17 protein-coding genes are annotated in these 18,767 nt (G+C 61.5%); all 17 read left to right on the forward strand.

Going from position 1 to position 18,767, the window contains the following annotated elements:
* The first annotated feature begins 46 nt into the window (after positions 1-46).
* Positions 47-793, forward strand: a complete 747-nt coding sequence (locus NH396_RS10625; RefSeq protein ID WP_279836538.1) for an amino acid ABC transporter ATP-binding protein — start codon at positions 47-49, stop codon at positions 791-793.
* A gap of 1,352 nt (positions 794-2,145) precedes the next feature.
* A complete protein-coding gene (gene mnmG, locus NH396_RS10630; RefSeq protein WP_253063534.1) occupies positions 2,146-4,068 on the forward strand; it encodes a tRNA uridine-5-carboxymethylaminomethyl(34) synthesis enzyme MnmG in 1,923 nt (640 codons plus the stop codon).
* Positions 4,065-4,715, forward strand: coding sequence for a 16S rRNA (guanine(527)-N(7))-methyltransferase RsmG (gene rsmG / locus NH396_RS10635; protein WP_253063536.1), 651 nt, complete (start codon positions 4,065-4,067; stop codon positions 4,713-4,715). Before mnmG ends, rsmG begins: the two co-directional genes overlap by 4 nt.
* Before the next feature lie 149 nt (positions 4,716-4,864).
* Positions 4,865-5,632, forward strand: a complete 768-nt coding sequence (locus NH396_RS10640) for a ParA family protein (RefSeq protein ID WP_043331702.1) — start codon at positions 4,865-4,867, stop codon at positions 5,630-5,632.
* An 18-nt stretch (positions 5,633-5,650) separates the two neighbouring features.
* A complete protein-coding gene (locus NH396_RS10645; protein ID WP_043331703.1) occupies positions 5,651-6,598 on the forward strand; it encodes a ParB/RepB/Spo0J family partition protein in 948 nt (315 codons plus the stop codon).
* Between the two features lie 443 nt (positions 6,599-7,041).
* Complete coding sequence (locus NH396_RS10650) at positions 7,042-7,407, forward strand: ATP synthase subunit I (protein ID WP_253063615.1); 366 nt, start codon at positions 7,042-7,044, stop codon at positions 7,405-7,407.
* 9 nt (positions 7,408-7,416) lie between these two features.
* Positions 7,417-8,280, forward strand: coding sequence for a F0F1 ATP synthase subunit A (atpB, locus tag NH396_RS10655; RefSeq protein ID WP_176678561.1), 864 nt, complete (start codon positions 7,417-7,419; stop codon positions 8,278-8,280).
* A 101-nt stretch (positions 8,281-8,381) separates the two neighbouring features.
* Positions 8,382-8,630, forward strand: coding sequence for a F0F1 ATP synthase subunit C (atpE, locus tag NH396_RS10660; protein ID WP_011508579.1), 249 nt, complete (start codon positions 8,382-8,384; stop codon positions 8,628-8,630).
* 64 nt (positions 8,631-8,694) lie between these two features.
* The gene (locus tag NH396_RS10665) at positions 8,695-9,165 is read left to right on the forward strand and encodes a F0F1 ATP synthase subunit B (protein ID WP_175088902.1); all 471 of its coding nucleotides are present in this window, start codon (positions 8,695-8,697) and stop codon (positions 9,163-9,165) included.
* A gap of 13 nt (positions 9,166-9,178) precedes the next feature.
* Positions 9,179-9,721, forward strand: coding sequence for a F0F1 ATP synthase subunit delta (locus NH396_RS10670; RefSeq protein ID WP_043331710.1), 543 nt, complete (start codon positions 9,179-9,181; stop codon positions 9,719-9,721).
* Positions 9,722-9,737: 16 nt separating this feature from the next.
* Positions 9,738-11,282 (forward strand): F0F1 ATP synthase subunit alpha, encoded by a 1,545-nt coding sequence (gene atpA / locus NH396_RS10675; protein ID WP_253063538.1) that lies wholly within the window; start codon positions 9,738-9,740, stop codon positions 11,280-11,282.
* A gap of 67 nt (positions 11,283-11,349) precedes the next feature.
* On the forward strand, positions 11,350-12,216 hold the full coding sequence (gene atpG, locus NH396_RS10680) for a F0F1 ATP synthase subunit gamma (RefSeq protein ID WP_253063540.1): 867 nt from the start codon (positions 11,350-11,352) through the stop codon (positions 12,214-12,216).
* 56 nt (positions 12,217-12,272) lie between these two features.
* On the forward strand, positions 12,273-13,646 hold the full coding sequence (atpD, locus tag NH396_RS10685) for a F0F1 ATP synthase subunit beta (protein WP_175088900.1): 1,374 nt from the start codon (positions 12,273-12,275) through the stop codon (positions 13,644-13,646).
* A 29-nt stretch (positions 13,647-13,675) separates the two neighbouring features.
* The gene (locus tag NH396_RS10690) at positions 13,676-14,098 is read left to right on the forward strand and encodes a F0F1 ATP synthase subunit epsilon (RefSeq protein WP_054556360.1); all 423 of its coding nucleotides are present in this window, start codon (positions 13,676-13,678) and stop codon (positions 14,096-14,098) included.
* Between the two features lie 327 nt (positions 14,099-14,425).
* On the forward strand, positions 14,426-15,796 hold the full coding sequence (gene glmU, locus NH396_RS10695) for a bifunctional UDP-N-acetylglucosamine diphosphorylase/glucosamine-1-phosphate N-acetyltransferase GlmU (protein WP_253063542.1): 1,371 nt from the start codon (positions 14,426-14,428) through the stop codon (positions 15,794-15,796).
* A 221-nt stretch (positions 15,797-16,017) separates the two neighbouring features.
* On the forward strand, positions 16,018-16,797 hold the full coding sequence (locus NH396_RS10700) for a DeoR family transcriptional regulator (RefSeq protein WP_253063544.1): 780 nt from the start codon (positions 16,018-16,020) through the stop codon (positions 16,795-16,797).
* Positions 16,798-16,808: 11 nt separating this feature from the next.
* On the forward strand, positions 16,809-18,656 hold the full coding sequence (glmS, locus tag NH396_RS10705) for a glutamine--fructose-6-phosphate transaminase (isomerizing) (RefSeq protein WP_176678558.1): 1,848 nt from the start codon (positions 16,809-16,811) through the stop codon (positions 18,654-18,656).
* The last annotated feature ends 111 nt before the right edge of the window (positions 18,657-18,767 follow it).

The following is an 18,767-nucleotide window of genomic DNA, read 5'->3' on the forward strand; positions in this document are numbered from 1 at the left end:
TTTCTCTGACGACCTTCCGGCATGCAGCGCCGGTTCGGAGCGCCCCATGACTGCCATCGTGAAGATGCACAAGCTCAACAAGCATTTCGGCAGCCTGCATGTCCTCAAGGACATCGAGCTCGAGGTCGCCCAGGGGGAGGTGGTGGTGATCATCGGGGCCAGTGGCTCCGGCAAGTCGACACTGATTCGCTGCGTGAACGGCCTGGAGGAATTTCAGGACGGCAACATCGAGGTGGATGGGCACTCGCTGATCCCCCATGGCAAGAGCCACAGGGCGCTCAAGGCGATACGCACCGAAGTCGGCATGGTCTTCCAGCAGTTCAACCTCTTCCCGCACATGAGCGTGCGTGACAACGTCAGTCTGGCCCCCATCAAGGTCCGCGGTACCTCACGCCCGGCTGCCGAGCAGCAAGCCGATACGCTGCTCGAGCGGGTCAATATCCTCGAGCAGGCCGACAAGTACCCGGGGCAACTCTCCGGTGGCCAGCAGCAACGCGTGGCCATTGCCCGCTCACTGGCGATGGAACCGCGCCTGATGCTGTTCGATGAGCCCACCTCGGCACTGGACCCGGAAATGATCGGCGAGGTGCTCGATGTCATGCGCAAGCTGGCCCGCGAAGGCATGACGATGATGATCGTCACCCATGAAATGAGTTTTGCCCGTGAAGTGGCAGACCGGGTGGTGTTCATCCATCAGGGCAGCATCGTCGAGGAAGGCACGCCAGAGCAGGTCTTCGATACGCCGCAACATCCACGCACCCAGAGCTTCCTGGCCCGCGTACTGTCTCGCTGAGCCACTGTCCGGACACGCGTTGAGCACGTGATGTCCCCACCGCTGCACGCATGGCAGCGGGCATGCCCCGACCGTCAGGTCGGGGCATTTTTTTGTCCTCAGAGAGGCTTGCGAGCCGTGCGGATCGCCAAACGATGAAAAATCTTCTCCCTCCACGCCTTCTGTCGGCATTTCGAGAAGAAAAAAACGAATTTTTTTGGACCCGGCCATCCCCTTGCCAGGTCACGCAAACAAGCCTCGACGCTCGAACGAATGTCGCTTTCCCCGCCTGGCAGCCCTCACTCAAGCGTCGCTTTAGCGTGTGAAAAGCAGGGATAAATCAGGGGCCTAGCCGGAAAACCACACGAGGATAACGTGCACCGTGAGCCGCCGGGACAGCGTTCAGGCAATCTCAGCGGCCGATACGGGCAAAACAAGCGAAAAAGTATCCACAGGCTGGGACGCATCGCGTCATTGGCACCATTGGCGAGGGCTGTAGGCATTCACGCACCACTTATCCCATGACTGTCTACAGCTTTGGTCAGCGCAGGAAATCGACATTTGCCTCTGTGGACATTTTCCGGCATTATCCGCGGCCTTCTTGCCGTCAGGCCATGCAGCACTAGGGGTTGTGGGTAACAACGCCACTTGTGCACAGCAGGGCAGAAAAGTCGGGTACCAGCTCGGTATGAATCAGGGGATAATCGGGGCTGTGGACAAGGGCGCATTTCATCCACAGGAAGCGACCGGTGACGTCCTCAGGTACTCCGCATTTTCTCCCCAACTATATCAACATCGTAAGCTTTTGATTTGTAACGGGTAAAGTCGATTTCCCACTGATTTTGTCCACAACAGTAGTTACAATATCAATAAAACCCCTTTTTCTTTTCTTTATATAATCTTGTTATCCGGAAACCCGAAGGACGGACCGAGACATCACGATCGACCTGACGTGAACCCACCGAACCCGAAGTGTTCGGGATAACGAACGGCTGTCTGGTCAGGACATCCCTCGCCGGAAAATCAACGTGTCGTATCCGCAAGACTCGTGAATCGTCACGGCGTGGATTGATGCCTGAGTAGAAACAACCCGGGCATTCATTCATGGCCTGCCAGGACACGGCGCTGTGGAAAACTCCTGACGCTTACCCACAGGCGGTTTATACTGTGCGGCCCGGACGTCATCCTGCTGGCTTGCAAGCTCCCTCACCGGTCGAGCACATGCCTTCGGCGACGGACATCATTCGCCATGCCGTCTGGCAGTCCTTGATTCATCCAGGCATCGATTCATCGCCCTGCCTGGCCGATTTGCCTGCTTCGCCAACCAGCGAACAGCGCTTCATCCAAGTTTCGTGATACCCCGAGGTGCCAACGTGGATTACCCGAACCGCTTTGACGTGATCGTCATCGGCGGCGGTCATGCCGGTACGGAAGCCGCACTGGCTGCTGCCCGCATGGGCCGTCAGACCCTGCTGCTGACCCATAACATCGAGACGCTGGGCCAGATGTCCTGCAATCCCGCCATCGGTGGGATAGGCAAGAGCCATCTGGTCAAGGAGATCGATGCGCTGGGCGGCGCCATGGGTCTGGCCACCGACATGGCGGGTATCCAGTTCCGTACCCTGAATGCCCGCAAGGGGCCGGCAGTGCGTGCCACTCGCGCCCAGGCTGACCGGGCGCTGTACAAGGCCGCGATCCGCAACGTGCTGGAAAACCAGCCGAACCTGACGCTGTTCCAGCAGGGTGCGGAAGACCTGATCGTCGACGGCGAGACCGTGCGGGGCGTCGTCACCCAGACCGGGATCCGCTTCCACGCCACCACGGTGGTGCTGGCGACCGGGACCTTCCTCGGCGGCGTGATTCACATCGGCCTGGACAACCATGCCGGTGGCCGTGCCGGTGATCCGCCCGCCAATGGCCTGGCCTCACGTCTGCGTGAACTGCCGTTCCGGGTCGATCGCCTCAAGACAGGCACCCCGCCGCGCATCGATGCCAAGAGCGTCGACTTCAGCAAGATGGAAGCCCAGCCGGGTGATACGCCGCGTCCGGTGATGTCTTACATGGGCAGCCGTGAGATGCAGCCGGAGCAGGTCAACTGCTACATCACGCACACCAACGAGCGCACTCACGAGATCATCTTCGCCAATCTCGGCCGCTCGCCGATGTACTCCGGCGTCATCGATGGCATCGGGCCGCGTTACTGCCCGTCCATCGAGGACAAGGTGCATCGCTTCGCCGACAAGAACAGCCACCAGGTCTTCATCGAGCCGGAAGGCCTGAATACCCATGAGCTGTATCCCAACGGCATCTCCACCTCGCTGCCCTTCGATACGCAGCTCGAGGTGGTGCGCTCGATCCGTGGCATGGAGAACGCGCATATCACGCGTCCCGGCTACGCCATCGAGTACGATTTCTTCAATCCCCAGGACCTGCATCACTCCCTGGAGACCCGTTTCATCAAGAACCTCTACTTCGCCGGTCAGATCAATGGCACCACCGGCTATGAAGAAGCCGGTGCCCAGGGGCTGCTGGCGGGCGTCAATGCCGCCTTGCGCGCCAGTGACGACGAGTCCTGGCACCCGCTGCGTGACGAGGCCTATACCGGTGTGATGGTCGATGACCTGATCACCCTCGGCACGCGCGAGCCGTACCGCATGTTCACCTCGCGTGCCGAATATCGCCTGTTGCTGCGTGAGGACAATGCTGATCTGCGTCTGACCGCCAAGGGGCGCGAGCTGGGCCTGATCGATGACGCCCGCTGGGAAGCCTTCGATCGCAAGCGTGAAGCCATCGCCCGCGAGACCGCGCGTCTCGAGAGCACCTGGCTGACGCCGAAGAGCCCGGAGCTGGCCCCGTTGAGCGACAAGCTCAGCTCGCCGCTCAAGCGCGAAGCCAGCCTGATGGAGCTGCTCAAGCGTCCGGAGCTCGAGTATCCGGATGTGGCAGGCCTGAAAGGGGAAGGGGTCGACGACTGGCGCATCGCCGAACAGGTGCAGATCACTGCCAAGTACGCAGGCTATATCCAGCGTCAGCAGGAGGAGATCGACCGCCTGCGCCGTCACGAGCACACCGAACTGCCGACCAGCCTCGACTATGATTCCGTCGATGGTCTCTCCAACGAGATCAAGCAGAAGCTCAACGAAGCGCGCCCGGCGACGCTGGCCCAGGCCGGTCGCATTTCCGGTGTCACGCCGGCAGCCGTCTCCATCCTGTTGATTCACTTGAAGAAGCGTCAGCTGATCAAGGCGGAGACACCCGCAGATGCCGCAACGACTGACACGGGAGTCGCGCAATGAGCCAGACGCTCAACGAGACCCAGCGTGAACGTTGCGCTCAGCTGCTCAGTCGCGGTGCCAGCGCCATGGGAGTGGCGCTGAGCGAGGAACAGCACGCCCAGCTGATGACGTTGCTGGTGCTGTTGCACAAGTGGAATCGCGCCTATAACCTCACCGCGGTACGTGAGCCGGAGGCGATGGTGACTCGCCATCTGCTCGACAGCCTCAGTGTGCTGCCTTATATCAATGGGCCACGTCTTCTGGATGTCGGCGCCGGCCCGGGCCTGCCCAGCATCGTGATCGCGATCATGCGTCCCGACATCGCCGTCGTGCCGCTGGATTCGAATGGCAAGAAGGTGCGCTTCCAGATTCAGGCCGGCCACGAACTGGGCCTCAAGAATCTGAGCCCGACCCAGGTCCGTATCGAAGCCTATGATGGCGCGCCGTTCGAGCAGATCATCTCGCGTGCCTTCGCCGATACCGATGCCTTCGTCAATCTGTCGGCGGCCGTGCTCGCCGAGGGCGGCGAATGGCTGGCCATGAAAGGGCGCATCCCCAGTGATGAGATTGCCCGCCTGCCGATGGGTGTCTCGCTGGTCGAGACATTGGTGCTGGAAGTGCCGGGCGAGGAAGGGGAGCGTCACCTTCTGCGCCTCAAGCGCGACTGATAAAGCGCCTCAAGGTGTGCGCAGGGATTGTGCCGGGCGCAAAAGGCAGGCAGCCTGATGTTTTCACGAGGGCAGATCATTGATCTGTCCTCGTGAGCATGTGGCTGGTGCCAATGGCCCCGCTTCTCAAGGAACCAAGGAAGTCGCTCGTGACCAAGATCATCGCGCTGACCAACCAGAAGGGTGGCGTCGGCAAGACCACCACTGCCGTCAATCTGGCGGCGTCGCTGGCGGCACTCGATCGCCGCGTTCTGCTGATCGATCTCGACCCGCAGGGCCATGCCACCATGGGCAGCGGCATCGACAAGCACGACCTCGAAGGCAGCGTGCTAGATGTGCTGCTGGGTGAGCTGCGTGCCAGTGACGTGATTCTCGATTGTCCCGATGCCGGCTACGCCCTGTTGCCCGGCAATGGCGACCTTACCGCCGCCGAGGTCGATCTTCTCGGTGTCGAGGGGCGTGAGCGCCGCCTCACGGAAGCTCTGGCGCCGATCGCCGCGGAATATGACGTGGTACTGATCGACTGCCCGCCCTCGCTCAACATGTTGACCGTCAATGCCCTGACCGCCGCCCATGGCGTGCTGATCCCGCTGCAGTGCGAGTTCTATGCACTGGAAGGTCTGTCAGCACTGCTCGATACCGTCGAGCAGATTCAAGGCAACGTGAATCCGGCCCTCGACGTGTTCGGGATCGTGCGCACCATGTACGACGCTCGCAACAGTCTGACCCGCGATGTCAGCAAGCAACTTTCCGATTACTTTGGCGATACCCTGATCAAGGCGACCATTCCGCGCAACGTGCGGGTGGCAGAAGCGCCGAGCCACGGCCTGCCGGTGACCAAGTATGCGCGTCTGTCGCGTGGCAGCCAGGCCTATCGGGTGCTCGCCAAGGAATTGATTCGTCGTCTCTCGCTGTAACTTCACCGAGGAAGGTCCATGACGCGTAAGCGTGCCCTGGGAAGGGGCCTGGATGCCCTGATTGGCGCCGGAAACCGCCGCCGCCATGTCGAAGCCGATATAGAAGCTGTCGATGGCGACGCCATCGATGCGTCACCGGATGCCGCGCTGGCCGCGAATCCGGCCGCTGCCACGGCGGAATTGCCCAGCGAGCGCCTCGAGCGCCTGCCGCTCGGGCAGCTGCAGCGTGGCAAGTATCAGCCACGGCGTGACATTCAGCCGGAAGCGCTCGAGGAGCTGGCGGATTCCATCCGGGCTCAAGGCGTGATGCAGCCCATCGTGGTGCGACCGGTGGGGGAGGGGCGCTACGAGATCATCGCTGGCGAGCGCCGCTGGCGTGCCTCGCAGCTGGCGGAGCTGGATACCATTCCTGCCGTCGTCCGCGAAGGTATCAGCGATGAGATCGCGCTTGCGCTGGCATTGATCGAGAACATCCAGCGCGAGAACCTCAATCCGGTCGAGGAAGCCCTGGCGCTCAAGCGTCTGCTCGAGGAATTCGAGCTGACCCAGCAGCAGGTGGGCGACGCCGTCGGGCGTTCACGCGCCCAGGTCACCAACCTGCTGCGGCTGCTGACGCTGGAACAGGAAGTGCAGACCCTGCTGGAGCGCGGTGAGCTCGACATGGGGCACGCGCGTGCCCTGATCGGCCTGACTCCGGCACGCCAGCGCAAGCTGGCCCATGAAGTGGTAGAACGCGAGTTGACCGTGCGCCAGACCGAAGCGCTGGTGAAAAGCGTGCAGAAGGGTGAACAGCCCAAGCCGGCGCCGGCACGACCGGACGCCGATATCCAGCGTCTGGAAACGCGTCTCTCGGAGCAACTGGGCGCCGCCGTCAACATCCGTCACGGCAAGAGCGGCAAGGGCAAGGTCACCATCTCTTACACCAGTCTGGATGAGCTGGACGGCATTCTCGGCCATATCCACTAGTGAGTGAGCAGGGGGAGCTGACCTCGCGTCACACCTCCCCTGGCGGCAATTTTCCGCATGACGGATCACGATCTTCTTTCGCGCCCCTGTGACTCATTGTCGCAGGGGCGCGAAATGCATCTGACGTTCAAGATATTGAAGGATGTTGCTGACGTCAGGTTGTGATTCATGCAACCCTGTGTCGCTCGCACCGCAAGCGACTGTCAACGTAAGCAAACTGTCATCGCTTTCCCGCAAGATAGTGAGGCTTTGGTCGTAAGCTTGCGAAAGATCAAGGAATTTAGCTTGTCGTTTGGTTGATGGCGGTGAAGCGCTCCCCTATAATCCGGCGAGTTTGCTCCCGGGCTGTGTCCAGCGCAGCGCCAGAAATGGCGAAGGCCATCATTGCGAGACACAGGTCCAAGATGCACAAGACGACACCCGCTGCTCTACAACGCCCTCAGGTGGCTCGATTGCTCTGGGGCCAGGCGCTGGTCATCGTGATTGCCGTCTTGCTGGCGGGAGTGATGAAAGGCAGTGGTGCGGCGCTTTCCGCGCTGTGTGGTGGGCTGGTCTGCCTGCTGCCCAATCTGTTTTTCGCCTGGCGTTCACTGCGTGTGACCGGTGCACGCTACGCCCAGGCAATGGTCAAGGCCTTCTATCAGGCCGAGGCCGGTAAGTTCGGTTTGACGGCCGTATTGTTTGCATTCTTCTTCATTGCAGTGCCGCCCTCAAACCCCGCTTTATTTTTTTGCGCTTACGTGGCGGCAATGGCGGTTCACTGGCTGGGCCCCTGGCTGGTGAAGCGAACACCGTACACACGAACCTGAGGCAGAGTCATGGCAGGCACCAACCCGAGTCCCTCCGAATATATTCAGCACCACCTGCAGAATCTGACGTACGGCAACCACCCGGAACACGGATGGTCACTGGCGCACAGCGCTCAGGAAGCGGCCGACATGGGATTCTGGGCCATCCACCTGGACACCATGGGCTGGTCCATCGGTCTGGGCCTGATCTTCCTGTGCCTGTTCCGCAAGGTCGCCAAGTCCGCCACCACTGGCGTTCCCGGCGGTCTGCAGAACTTCGTCGAATTGATGGTCGAGTTCGTCGATCAGTCCGTGCGTGAGACCTTCCACGGCCGTTCACGCCTGATCGCACCGCTGTCACTGACGATCTTCTGCTGGATCTTCCTGATGAACCTGATGGACTTGATCCCCGTCGACTGGCTGCCTGGCGTTGCTGCCAAGGTCGGTGAGATGTTCGGCGCCGATCCGGCTCACGTGTTCTTCAAGGTGGTGCCGTCCACTGACATCAATGCCACGCTGGGCATGTCACTGTCCGTGTTCGCGCTGATCATCTTCTATTCCATTCGCGTCAAGGGCCTCAAGGGCTTCCTGGCCGAACTGACGCTGCACCCGTTCAACACCCCGAACAAGCTGGCACAGATCGCGCTGATTCCGGTCAACTTCCTGCTTGAGTTCGTGACGCTGGTCGCCAAGCCGATCTCTCTGGCGCTGCGTCTGTTCGGTAACATGTATGCAGGCGAGCTGATCTTCATCCTGATCTCGCTGGTCGGTATCTGGCAGCTGCCCCTGCACTTCCCGTGGGCGGTCTTCCATATCCTGGTCATCACCCTGCAGGCATTCATCTTCATGATGCTGACCATCGTCTACCTGAGCATGGCCAGCGAAGACCACTGATGCAATTCGCCCCACGCCATCCGTGGTGTGGGGCAAGATTTCCGAGCTCTGCTCACACCCTCAACCCTTGACGTAAACTTGACTAAAACTGGAGTTCCACAATGGAAGCACAAGTTCTTGGCATGACCGCTATCGCCGTCTCCCTGCTGATCGGCCTGGGCGCCCTGGGCACCGCCATCGGTTTCGGTATCCTGGGTGGCAAGTTCCTGGAAGGCGCAGCGCGTCAGCCGGAAATGATCCCGCAGCTGCAGGTCAAGATGTTCATCGTCGCTGGTCTGCTGGATGCCGTGACCATGATCGGTGTTGGTATCGCGCTGTTCTTCACCTTCGCCAACCCGTTTGTCGGTTAAACATCGGCTGGCCTCCGGCCTACCGTGTTTTTGACCCAACAATCGTGAAGCGAGAGGTGCTGGCGTGAATCTGAACTTAACCCTGATTGGTCAGGCCATCGCCTTTGCGGTCTTCGTTTATTTCTGCATGAAGTATGTCTGGCCGCCGGTCACACAGGCTCTGGCAGAACGTCAGAAGAAGATTGCAGATGGTCTGGATGCTGCCAGCCGTGCTACCCGTGACCTCGAACTGGCGCAGGAAAAAGCCACCGAGACTCTGCGGGAAAGCAAGGATGAAGCAGCACGCATCATTGAGCAGACCCATAAGCGCTCCAACCAGATGATCGAGGAAGCACGTGAAACTGCACGTGCGGAAGGCGAGCGTCTCGTTGCGCAGGCCCGTGCCGAAATCTCCCAGGAGATCAACCAGGCCAAGGACGAGCTCCGTGGTCAGGTCGCTGCTCTTGCAGTGATCGGCGCCGAGCGCATCCTGGAATCCTCCATCGACGAAGCCAAGCACCGCGAGCTGATTGACAAGCTCGCTGCCGAGCTCTGAGGAGACTGATTCCATGGCTGAAACGTCTACCTCCACCGCGGCTCGCCCGTACGCCAAGGCGGCGTTCGAGTTTGCACGCGGCCAGCAGGCGCTAGAGGCCTGGTCCGGCATGTTGTCGACAGCGGCGCTCGTCGCTGTCGACGCAAACGTCAAGGCGGTGCTCGACAACCCCAAGCTCTCCACCGAGCACAAGGTCGGCACCTTCCTGGACGTGTGCGGTGAGGCGCTGGATGACAGCGCCCGCAACTTCATCCGGACTCTCGGTGAGCAGGACCGCCTTGCGGCCCTGCCCTCCGTGGCCGAATTGTTCGAGGCCCAGAAGGCCGAGCAGGAACAGCGTGTCGAGGTGACCCTGGTGTCTGCCTTTGCACTGGAGAGTGAGCAGGAAGAAAAGCTCGCCACTGCCCTGCGCAAGCGTCTGAACCGCGACATCTCCATTACCACTCAGGTGGATAGTACGCTGCTCGGCGGCGTCATCATCCGTGCCGGAGATACCGTCATTGACGGCTCCGTGCGCGGCAAGCTGGCCCGGCTTTCCGAAGCACTGAACTCCTGAGTCCGAGGGACATGGCATGCAGCAACTGAATCCTTCCGAGATCAGCGACATCATCAAGCAGCGTATCGAAAAGCTTGACGTCGCATCCGAAGCCCGTAATCAGGGCACCATCGTCAGCGTCTCCGACGGCATCGTGCAGATCCACGGCCTCGCAGACGTCATGTTCGGTGAGATGATTGAATTCCCGGGTGGCGTCTTTGGTATGGCGCTCAACCTTGAGCGCGACAGCGTCGGTGCTGTCGTTCTGGGTGACTACCTCCAGCTCGAAGAGGGCATGACCGCGCAGTGCACCGGTCGTATCCTCGAAGTGCCGGTAGGCCCGGAAATGGTCGGCCGTGTGGTCGACGCGCTGGGTAACCCGATTGACGGCAAAGGCCCGATCGACGCCAAGCTGACTGACGCGGTTGAGAAGGTCGCTCCGGGCGTCATCGCCCGTGAGCCGGTCGACCAGCCGGTGCAGACAGGTCTGAAGTCCATCGATGCCATGGTGCCGATCGGCCGTGGTCAGCGCGAGCTGATCATCGGTGACCGTCAGATTGGTAAGTCCGCCATCGCGATTGATGCCATCATCAATCAGAAGGGCAAGGGCATTACCTGCGTCTACGTCGCCGTCGGCCAGAAGCAGTCCACCATTGCCAACGTCGTGCGCAAGCTCGAAGAGCACGGCGCGATGGAACACACCATCATCGTCGCGGCTGGCGCTTCCGACCCGGCTGCCATGCTGTTCCTGGCACCGTACGCCGGTTGCACCATGGGTGAATACTTCCGTGACCGCGGTGAAGACGCGATGATCGTCTATGACGATCTGACCAAGCAGGCATGGGCGTATCGTCAGATCTCCCTGCTGCTCAAGCGTCCGCCGGGCCGTGAAGCCTACCCGGGTGACGTCTTCTATCTCCACTCCCGTCTGCTTGAGCGTTCCGCACGCGTCAACGCCGAATATGTCGAGCAGTTCACCAACGGTGAAGTGAAAGGCAAGACCGGCTCCCTGACTGCGCTGCCGATCATCGAGACCCAGGGTGGCGACGTGTCTGCGTTCGTCCCGACCAACGTGATCTCCATCACCGACGGTCAGATCTTCCTCGAGACCAGCCTGTTCAACTCCGGCATCCGTCCGTCCATCAACGCGGGTCTGTCTGTTTCCCGTGTCGGTGGTTCTGCTCAGACCAAGATCATCAAGAAGTTGGGTGGTGGTGTGCGTCTGGCACTGGCTCAGTACCGTGAGCTGGCAGCTTTCTCCCAGTTCGCCTCTGATCTGGACGAAGCGACCCGCAAGCAGCTCGAGCATGGTCAGCGTGTCACCGAGCTGATGAAGCAGAAGCAGTACTCTCCGATGTCCGTGGCCGACATGGCGATCTCGCTGTTCGCGGCCAACGAAGGCTACCTGGATGACGTCGACGTCGCCAAGGTGCTGGGCTTCGAGAAGGCGCTGCTGGACTTCATGCGCTCCGAGCACGCGGATCTTCTGGACAAGATCAATCAGTCCGGCGGCTACGATGACGAGATCAAGAATGGTCTCAAGGCTGGCGTCGAGAAGTTCAAGGCGACTCAAAGCTGGTAAGTGGCATGGCCCGGCCAGGCCGGGCCCTGTCGTTTCCCTTCGGGTGGCATGAATAAGGCAGATCGCTATGGCAGCTGCAAAAGAGATTCGCTCCCAGATCGGGAGCATCAAAAATACGCAAAAGATCACCAGCGCCATGGAAATGGTGGCTGCGTCCAAGATGCGTAAAGCGCAGGATCGCATGGCGGCCAGCCAGCCTTATGCTCATCAGATCCGCAAGGTTGTAGGACACATCGCCCGGGCCAACCCGGAATATCGCCATCCCTATCTGATGGAACACGATGTGAAGCGTGTCGGTTATATCGTGGTCTCCAGTGATCGCGGCCTGTGTGGTGGCCTGAACGCCAATCTGTTCAAGGCTGTCACCAAGCATGCGAAGAGCTGGCGCGACCAGGGTGTCGAGGTGGACTTCTGTGCCCTCGGCTCCAAGGCCGGTACCTTCTTCCGCAACTACGGTGGCAACCTGCTTGCCGCCAAGTCCGGTCTCGGGGATTCCCCGGGTACCCAGGATCTGATCGGTAGCGTCAAGGCCATGCTGGACGCATTCGACGAGGGCAGCCTCGACCGTCTGTACGTGGTGTTCAACGAGTTCGTCAACACCATGACGCAGAAGCCGGTCGTGCGTCAGCTGCTTCCTCTCGAAGCTGATCAGAATGACGAAGAAACCGGTCCCACTACATGGGACTACCTGTATGAGCCGGATGCCGTCTCGTTGCTCGACAAGCTGCTCAAGCGCTATGTCGAGGCCCAGGTCTACCAGGCCGTGGTCGAGAACATCGCCTGCGAACAGGCAGCGCGAATGATCGCAATGAAGAGTGCGACCGATAACGCCGGCGACCTGATCGACGACCTCCAGCTGGTCTACAACAAGGCCCGCCAGGCAGCGATCACTCAGGAAATCTCCGAGATCGTATCCGGTGCCGCCGCCGTCTGATGACAGCGTGGCAACAGGCAAGCAGGTTTCAATCGCAGGTTTAAGAGGAACCAGGAATGAGCGGACGTATCGTACAAATCATCGGCGCGGTGATTGACGTCGAGTTTCCGCGGGACGCGGTGCCCAAGGTCTACGACGCCCTGAACGTCGCCGATAGCGAGACCGTACTCGAAGTCCAGCAGCAGCTGGGCGACGGTGTGGTTCGTACTATCGCAATGGGTTCGACCGAAGGCCTCAAGCGCAGTCTCGCAGTTGAGAGCACCGGTGCTCCGATCTCCGTGCCGGTCGGCACGGCGACTCTGGGTCGCATCATGAACGTGCTGGGTCAGCCGATCGACGAAGCTGGCGACGTGGGTGCTGAAGAGCACATGCCGATTCACCGTGCAGCCCCGAGCTTCGCGGAGCAGGCAGCGTCCAGCGAGCTTCTGGAAACCGGCATCAAGGTCATCGACCTGGTCTGCCCGTTCGCCAAGGGCGGCAAGGTCGGTCTGTTCGGCGGCGCCGGTGTCGGCAAGACCGTCAACATGATGGAGCTGATCCGCAACATCGCCACCGAGCACAGCGGTTACTCCGTGTTTGCGGGCGTGGGTGAGCGTACTCGTGAAGGTAACGATTTCTTCCACGAAATGAAGGAATCCAACGTTCTCGACAAGGTTGCCCTGGTCTATGGCCAGATGAACGAGCCGCCGGGCAACCGTCTGCGCGTGGCACTGACCGGTCTGACCATCGCCGAGAAGTTCCGTGACGAAGGTCGTGACGTTCTGCTGTTCGTCGACAACATCTATCGTTACACCCTGGCGGGGACCGAAGTGTCCGCACTGCTGGGCCGTATGCCGTCCGCGGTGGGTTATCAGCCGACTCTGGCGGAAGAGATGGGCGTCCTGCAGGAGCGCATCACTTCTACCAAGACTGGCTCGATCACTTCCGTGCAGGCCGTCTACGTCCCCGCGGATGACTTGACCGATCCGTCGCCGGCGACCACCTTCTCGCACCTTGACGCGACTGTCGTACTGTCCCGTCAGATTGCCGAGCTGGGTATCTATCCGGCTGTCGACCCGCTCGACTCCACCTCTCGTCAGCTCGACCCGCTGGTCGTCGGCGAAGAGCACTACAACACTGCCCGTAACGTCCAGGGTGTGTTGCAGCGCTACAAGGAGCTGAAGGACATCATCGCCATCCTCGGGATGGACGAGCTGTCCGACGAAGACAAGCAGACCGTGGCACGTGCGCGCAAGATCCAGCGCTTCCTGTCACAGCCGTTCTTCGTTGCGGAAATCTTCACCGGCGCGCCGGGCAAGTACGTGTCCCTCAAGGACACCATCCGCGGCTTCCAGGGTATCCTGGACGGCGAATATGACGCACTGCCGGAGCAGGCGTTCTACATGGTCGGCACCATCGACGAAGCTGTCGAGAAAGCCAAGGGCATGTAATTTCCCTGTTCAGGCATGAGGAAACAGGTATGGCTATGAGCGTCCATTGCGACATCGTCAGCGCTGAGAAAGGCATCTTTTCCGGCCTGGTCGAGCGTCTCGTGGCTGCCGGCAGCGAAGGTGACCTCGGCATCATGCCGGGTCACGCTCCGCTGCTGACCGAGCTGCAACCCGGCCCGATTCGCGTTCAGCGTCAGGGTGGGGCCGAGGAAATCTACTACGTCAGTGGCGGATTCCTCGAAGTGCAGCCGAACCTCGTTTCAGTCCTCGCCGACACCGCAGTACGTGCCGACGATCTGGATGAGGCGGCAGCCCAGGAAGCCAAGGAAGTGGCCTTGAAGGCCATGAACGACCAGGCTTCCGAACTGGAATACTCACGCGCCACGGCCGAACTGGCCGAGGCGATGGCCAAGCTGCGCACCGTGCAGCAGATGCGTCGTCACACGCGCTGAGAGACACTGGGCCACGACGGCCAGTGACAGAAAAGAGGCGACCTTCGGGTCGCCTTTTTTTGTGCTCATCACCCGGGAATGGACAGTCTTGCCGCTGGGGTAGCCTGGCGCGATTCAAGGTTGAGCGTGCTCATTCGCCAGTACCTTGAGCGCTGAGCCGGTTGGCTGAGAGCTCTTGCGTGAGCACTGCTACTTTCTCGGGTCTGTTCTCGGCGACAGTCCCGTGGGTAAACCTCGTCACTGGCAGGTCACGGATCAGCTGCTATCATGGCGCCACTATTTTCAGGGCTTCAGGTATGAAGGCCCGCTTTCTACAGGAGTTCACCGATGAGCAGCGCAGAGCGTACCGACGTCGTCATTCTTGCCGCAGGTCAGGGCACCCGCATGCGTTCCAAATTGCCGAAGGTGCTGCACCCGTTGGCAGGCAAGGCGATGGTGCGTCATGTGGCTGACACCGCGGCAGGTCTGGACGGTGCGCATCTGAATGTCGTCATCGGTCATGGTGGTGAGCGCGTCCAGCAGCAGCTGGCCGATACCGGCGCCAGCTTCGCGGTGCAGGCAGAGCAGAAGGGCACTGGCCACGCCGTGGCCCAGTCACTGGACGCCATCGGTGATGGCAAGGTACTGATCCTGTATGGCGATGTGCCGCTGATTCGTCGCGAGACCCTCGAAGCGCTGCTGGCCGAAGTCAGTGAGCAGACCCTGGGCCTGCTGACGGTGATTCTGGAAGACCCGACAGGCTATGGCCGTATCGTGCGTGATGCCGAAGGCCGCGTCAGCGCCATCGTCGAGCACAAGGATGCCACGCCGGAGCAGCTGGCCATCCAGGAAGGCAACACCGGTATCCTCGCCACCACCGGTGCCCAGCTCAAGCGCTGGCTGCCGGCGCTGTCCGCCGACAATGCCCAGGGTGAGTACTACCTGACCGACATCATCGCCATGGCAGCCAGCGAAGGCATCAACATCGCCACCGCCCAGCCGGCGGCGGTCGAGGAAGTGCAGGGCGTCAACAACCGCCTGCAGCTGGCCGATCTCGAGCGTGCCTTCCAGCGTCGTGAGGCCCACCGCCTGATGACCGAAGGCGCCAGCCTGGCCGATCCGTCACGCATCGACGTGCGCGGCAAGCTGACCATCGGCACTGACATCAGCATCGATGTCGGCTGCATCTTCGAAGGCGACGTCACCCTGGCGGATGATGTGGTCATCGGTGCCCACTGCGTGATCCGCAACGCCACCATCGGTGCCGGCGCCAACATCGCGCCGCACAGCGTCATCGACGGCGCCGTGCTGGCTGGTGACAACAATGTCGGTCCGTTCGCGCGTCTGCGTCCGGGCACCGAGCTTGCGCGTGGCGCACGTATCGGCAACTTCGTCGAGACCAAGAATGCCCAGGTCGGTGTCGATGCCAAGATCAATCACCTGAGTTATGTCGGCGATGCCACCCTCGGGGAGGCCGTCAATGTCGGCGCCGGCACCATCACCTGCAACTACGATGGCGCCAACAAGTTCCGCACCGAAATCGGCGCCAATGCGTTCATCGGCTCCAACTCGGCGCTGGTGGCACCGCTCAAGATCGGTGCCGGCGCCACCGTGGGTGCCGGTTCTACCTTGAGCCGCGATGTCGCCGAGGGCGCGCTGAGCGTGGCGCGTGGCAAGCGTATCGACAAGCCGGAATGGCCGCGTCCGACCAAGAAGTGATCGGCTGCAGTGATCGGCAGTAGTGGTAGCGATGCTTGCCCCTGAGGGGAGATGAGCATCACCGGCGGGGAGGCACCGACAGGTGTCTCCCCGTTTTTCGTTTCGGCCGGTTGTGCTGGACGACCTGCCAGGAGTGAATCGTCTCATCCTCTATCGTCTTTCACTTGATGTTTCGATTCATCTCTCTTATCTTTCGATTCGAAACTTTATGGGAGTCCCCGATGTCAAAGCGACTGACACCACAACGGCGTCACCAGATCCTTGATCAGCTGGCGCGTGACGGTGAGGTCAGTGTCGAGGCACTGGCGCGGGAGCTTGCCACCTCGGAGGTCACCATCCGCAAGGACCTGGCCTTCCTCGAGAAGAGTGGCCTGCTGCTCAGACGCTATGGCGGTGCCGTGGCCATGCCGCGTGAGCTGCTGGTGCATGACGAGCCGGTCAGCGCCGCCAAGCAGGCCATCGCCCGTCTCGCCGCGAGCCGTATCCGCGCGCACCAGCGCATCATCATCGACAGCGGCACCACCACGGTGGTGTTGATTCCCGAGCTCAAGGGCCGGGATGACCTGATCGTGATGACCAACTCGCTGAGCGTGGCCAATGCCATCCGCGAGCTGGAAAACGAGCCGGTGCTGCTGATGACCGGCGGCACTTGGGACCCGCACTCCGATTCCTTCCAGGGGCAGGTGGCGGAGCAGGTGCTGCGCAGCTATGACTTTGATCAGGTGTTTCTCGGCGCGGATGGTCTCGATCTCGAGCGTGGCACCACCACCTTCAACGAGCTGATCGGCCTGTCGCGCGTGATGGCCGAGGTGTCGCGTGAAGTGGTGGTGATGGCGGAATCCCACAAGCTGGGCCGCCGCATTCCCAACCTGGAGCTGGCCTGGTCCAGCGTCAGTACCCTGATAACCGATGACGCGCTGCCTGATGCCGCGCGTGACCAGATTTGCGCTCATGGCGTCGAGGTGTTGATCGCCCCGCTCATCGAGCCAGCAACTGCATAAGGAGATCGCTCATGTGTGGCATCGTCGGCGCCGTCGCCAGTCGTAACGTCCAGAATATCCTGCTCGAGGGCCTGCACCGCCTCGAATACCGTGGCTACGACAGCGCGGGCATGGCCGTCCTCTCCGAAGAGGGTCGCCTGAACCGCGTGCGTGCGCTGGGCAAGGTCGCAGCGCTGCAGGAGCGTCTCGAGGAAGCGCCGCTCAAGGGGCGTGTCGGCATCGCACACACCCGCTGGGCCACCCATGGCGCGCCGAGTGAGGCCAATGCCCACCCGCACCAGTCCGGCGATAGCCTGGCCGTGGTCCACAACGGCATCATCGAGAACTACGAGACCCTCAAGCGCGAGCTGGAAGGTCAGGGCTATGTCTTCACCTCCGAGACGGACACCGAGGTGGTCGCTCACCTGCTGGCGCGGGAATACACCCTGAGTCAGGACCTTCTGACCGCGGTGCAGAAAGCCGTGGCGCTGCTCGATGGCGCCTTCGCGCTGGGCGTGGTGCATCGCGCCCAGCCGGACGTGCTGATCGGCGCGCGTCAGGGCAGCCCGCTGGTGATCGGTGTCGGGATCGACGAGCACTTCCTGGCCTCCGATCAGCTGGCGCTGCTGCAGGTCACCGATCGCTTTATCTACCTGAAGGAAGGCGATCTGGTGCGCATGACCGCCGAGCAGATCGAGATCTTCGAGCAGGGCGAGCGCCTGGTCACCGAGGCCAACGAGCGTCCGGTGCAGACCTTCGAGCACGCGCAGGATGCCGCTTCCAAGGGCGATTACCGTCACTTCATGCTCAAGGAAATCCACGAGCAGTCGCGCGTGCTGGCCGCCACGCTGGAAGGTCGCCTGAACGGTGATCATGTACTGGTGCGCAGCTTCGGCAGCGAGGCCGAGAACCTCTTCCGCCAGGTCAAGCAGGTGCAGATCGTCGCCTGTGGGACCAGCTACCACGCCGGCATGGTCGCGCGTTACTGGATCGAGCGTCTGGCCGGCATTCCGGCGGCGGTCGAGGTCGCCTCCGAGTTCCGCTACCGTCCGGTGGTGGTCGCCGATGGCACCCTGTTCGTCACACTGTCCCAGTCCGGCGAGACCGCCGATACGCTGTCCGCGCTGCGCTATGCCCAGTCGCTGGGTGGCTTCCTCGGTAGCCTGGCGATCTGCAACGTCCCGGGCAGCTCGCTGGTGCGGGAATCAGACCTCAGCCTGATGACCATGGCCGGCCCGGAAATCGGAGTCGCCTCCACCAAGGCCTTTACCACCCAGCTGATCGGTCTGATGCTGCTGACACTGTCGCTGCGTCGTGTGGGTGGCGGTGACGAGGCGGGTGAAGCCGAGGTGGTACGTGAGCTGCGTCAGCTGCCGTCGCTGGTCACCAAGGCACTGGCCATGGACAGTGAGATCGAACGTCTCTCCGAGGCCTTCGCCGACAAGCACAATGCGCTGTTCCTCGGGCGTGGCACCCAGTTCCCCATCGCACTGGAAGGCGCGCTCAAGCTCAAGGAAATCTCCTACATCCACGCCGAGGCGTATCCGGCGGGTGAGCTGAAACACGGCCCGCTGGCACTGGTCGATGCCGACATGCCGGTAGTGGCGGTGGCGCCGAACGACGAGCTGCTCGAGAAGCTCAAGTCGAATCTGCAGGAAGTGCGTGCGCGTGGCGGCGAGCTTTACGTGTTCGCTGACGAGAACATCAGCCTTGAAGAGAGCGAAGGCGTGCGTGTGCTGCGCATGCCGCATGTCAGCGAAGTGCTGGCGCCGATTCTCTACACCCTGCCGCTGCAGCTGCTGTCCTATCACGTCGCCGTGCTCAAGGGCACCGATGTCGATCAGCCGCGCAACCTGGCCAAGAGTGTTACGGTCGAGTGATCTGCGATGCAGGACGGCTGCGCCCTATCTGGCGCAGCAGCAGATGAGCCCAGCCTCATTGTGCCAACGGCAGCCTCAGGGCTGCCGTTTTTGGTATCCTGTGCGCCTGCC

Origin of the sequence: Cobetia sp. Dlab-2-AX (assembly GCF_024124625.1) — a bacterium.
Taxonomy (GTDB): Bacteria; Pseudomonadota; Gammaproteobacteria; order Pseudomonadales; family Halomonadaceae; genus Cobetia.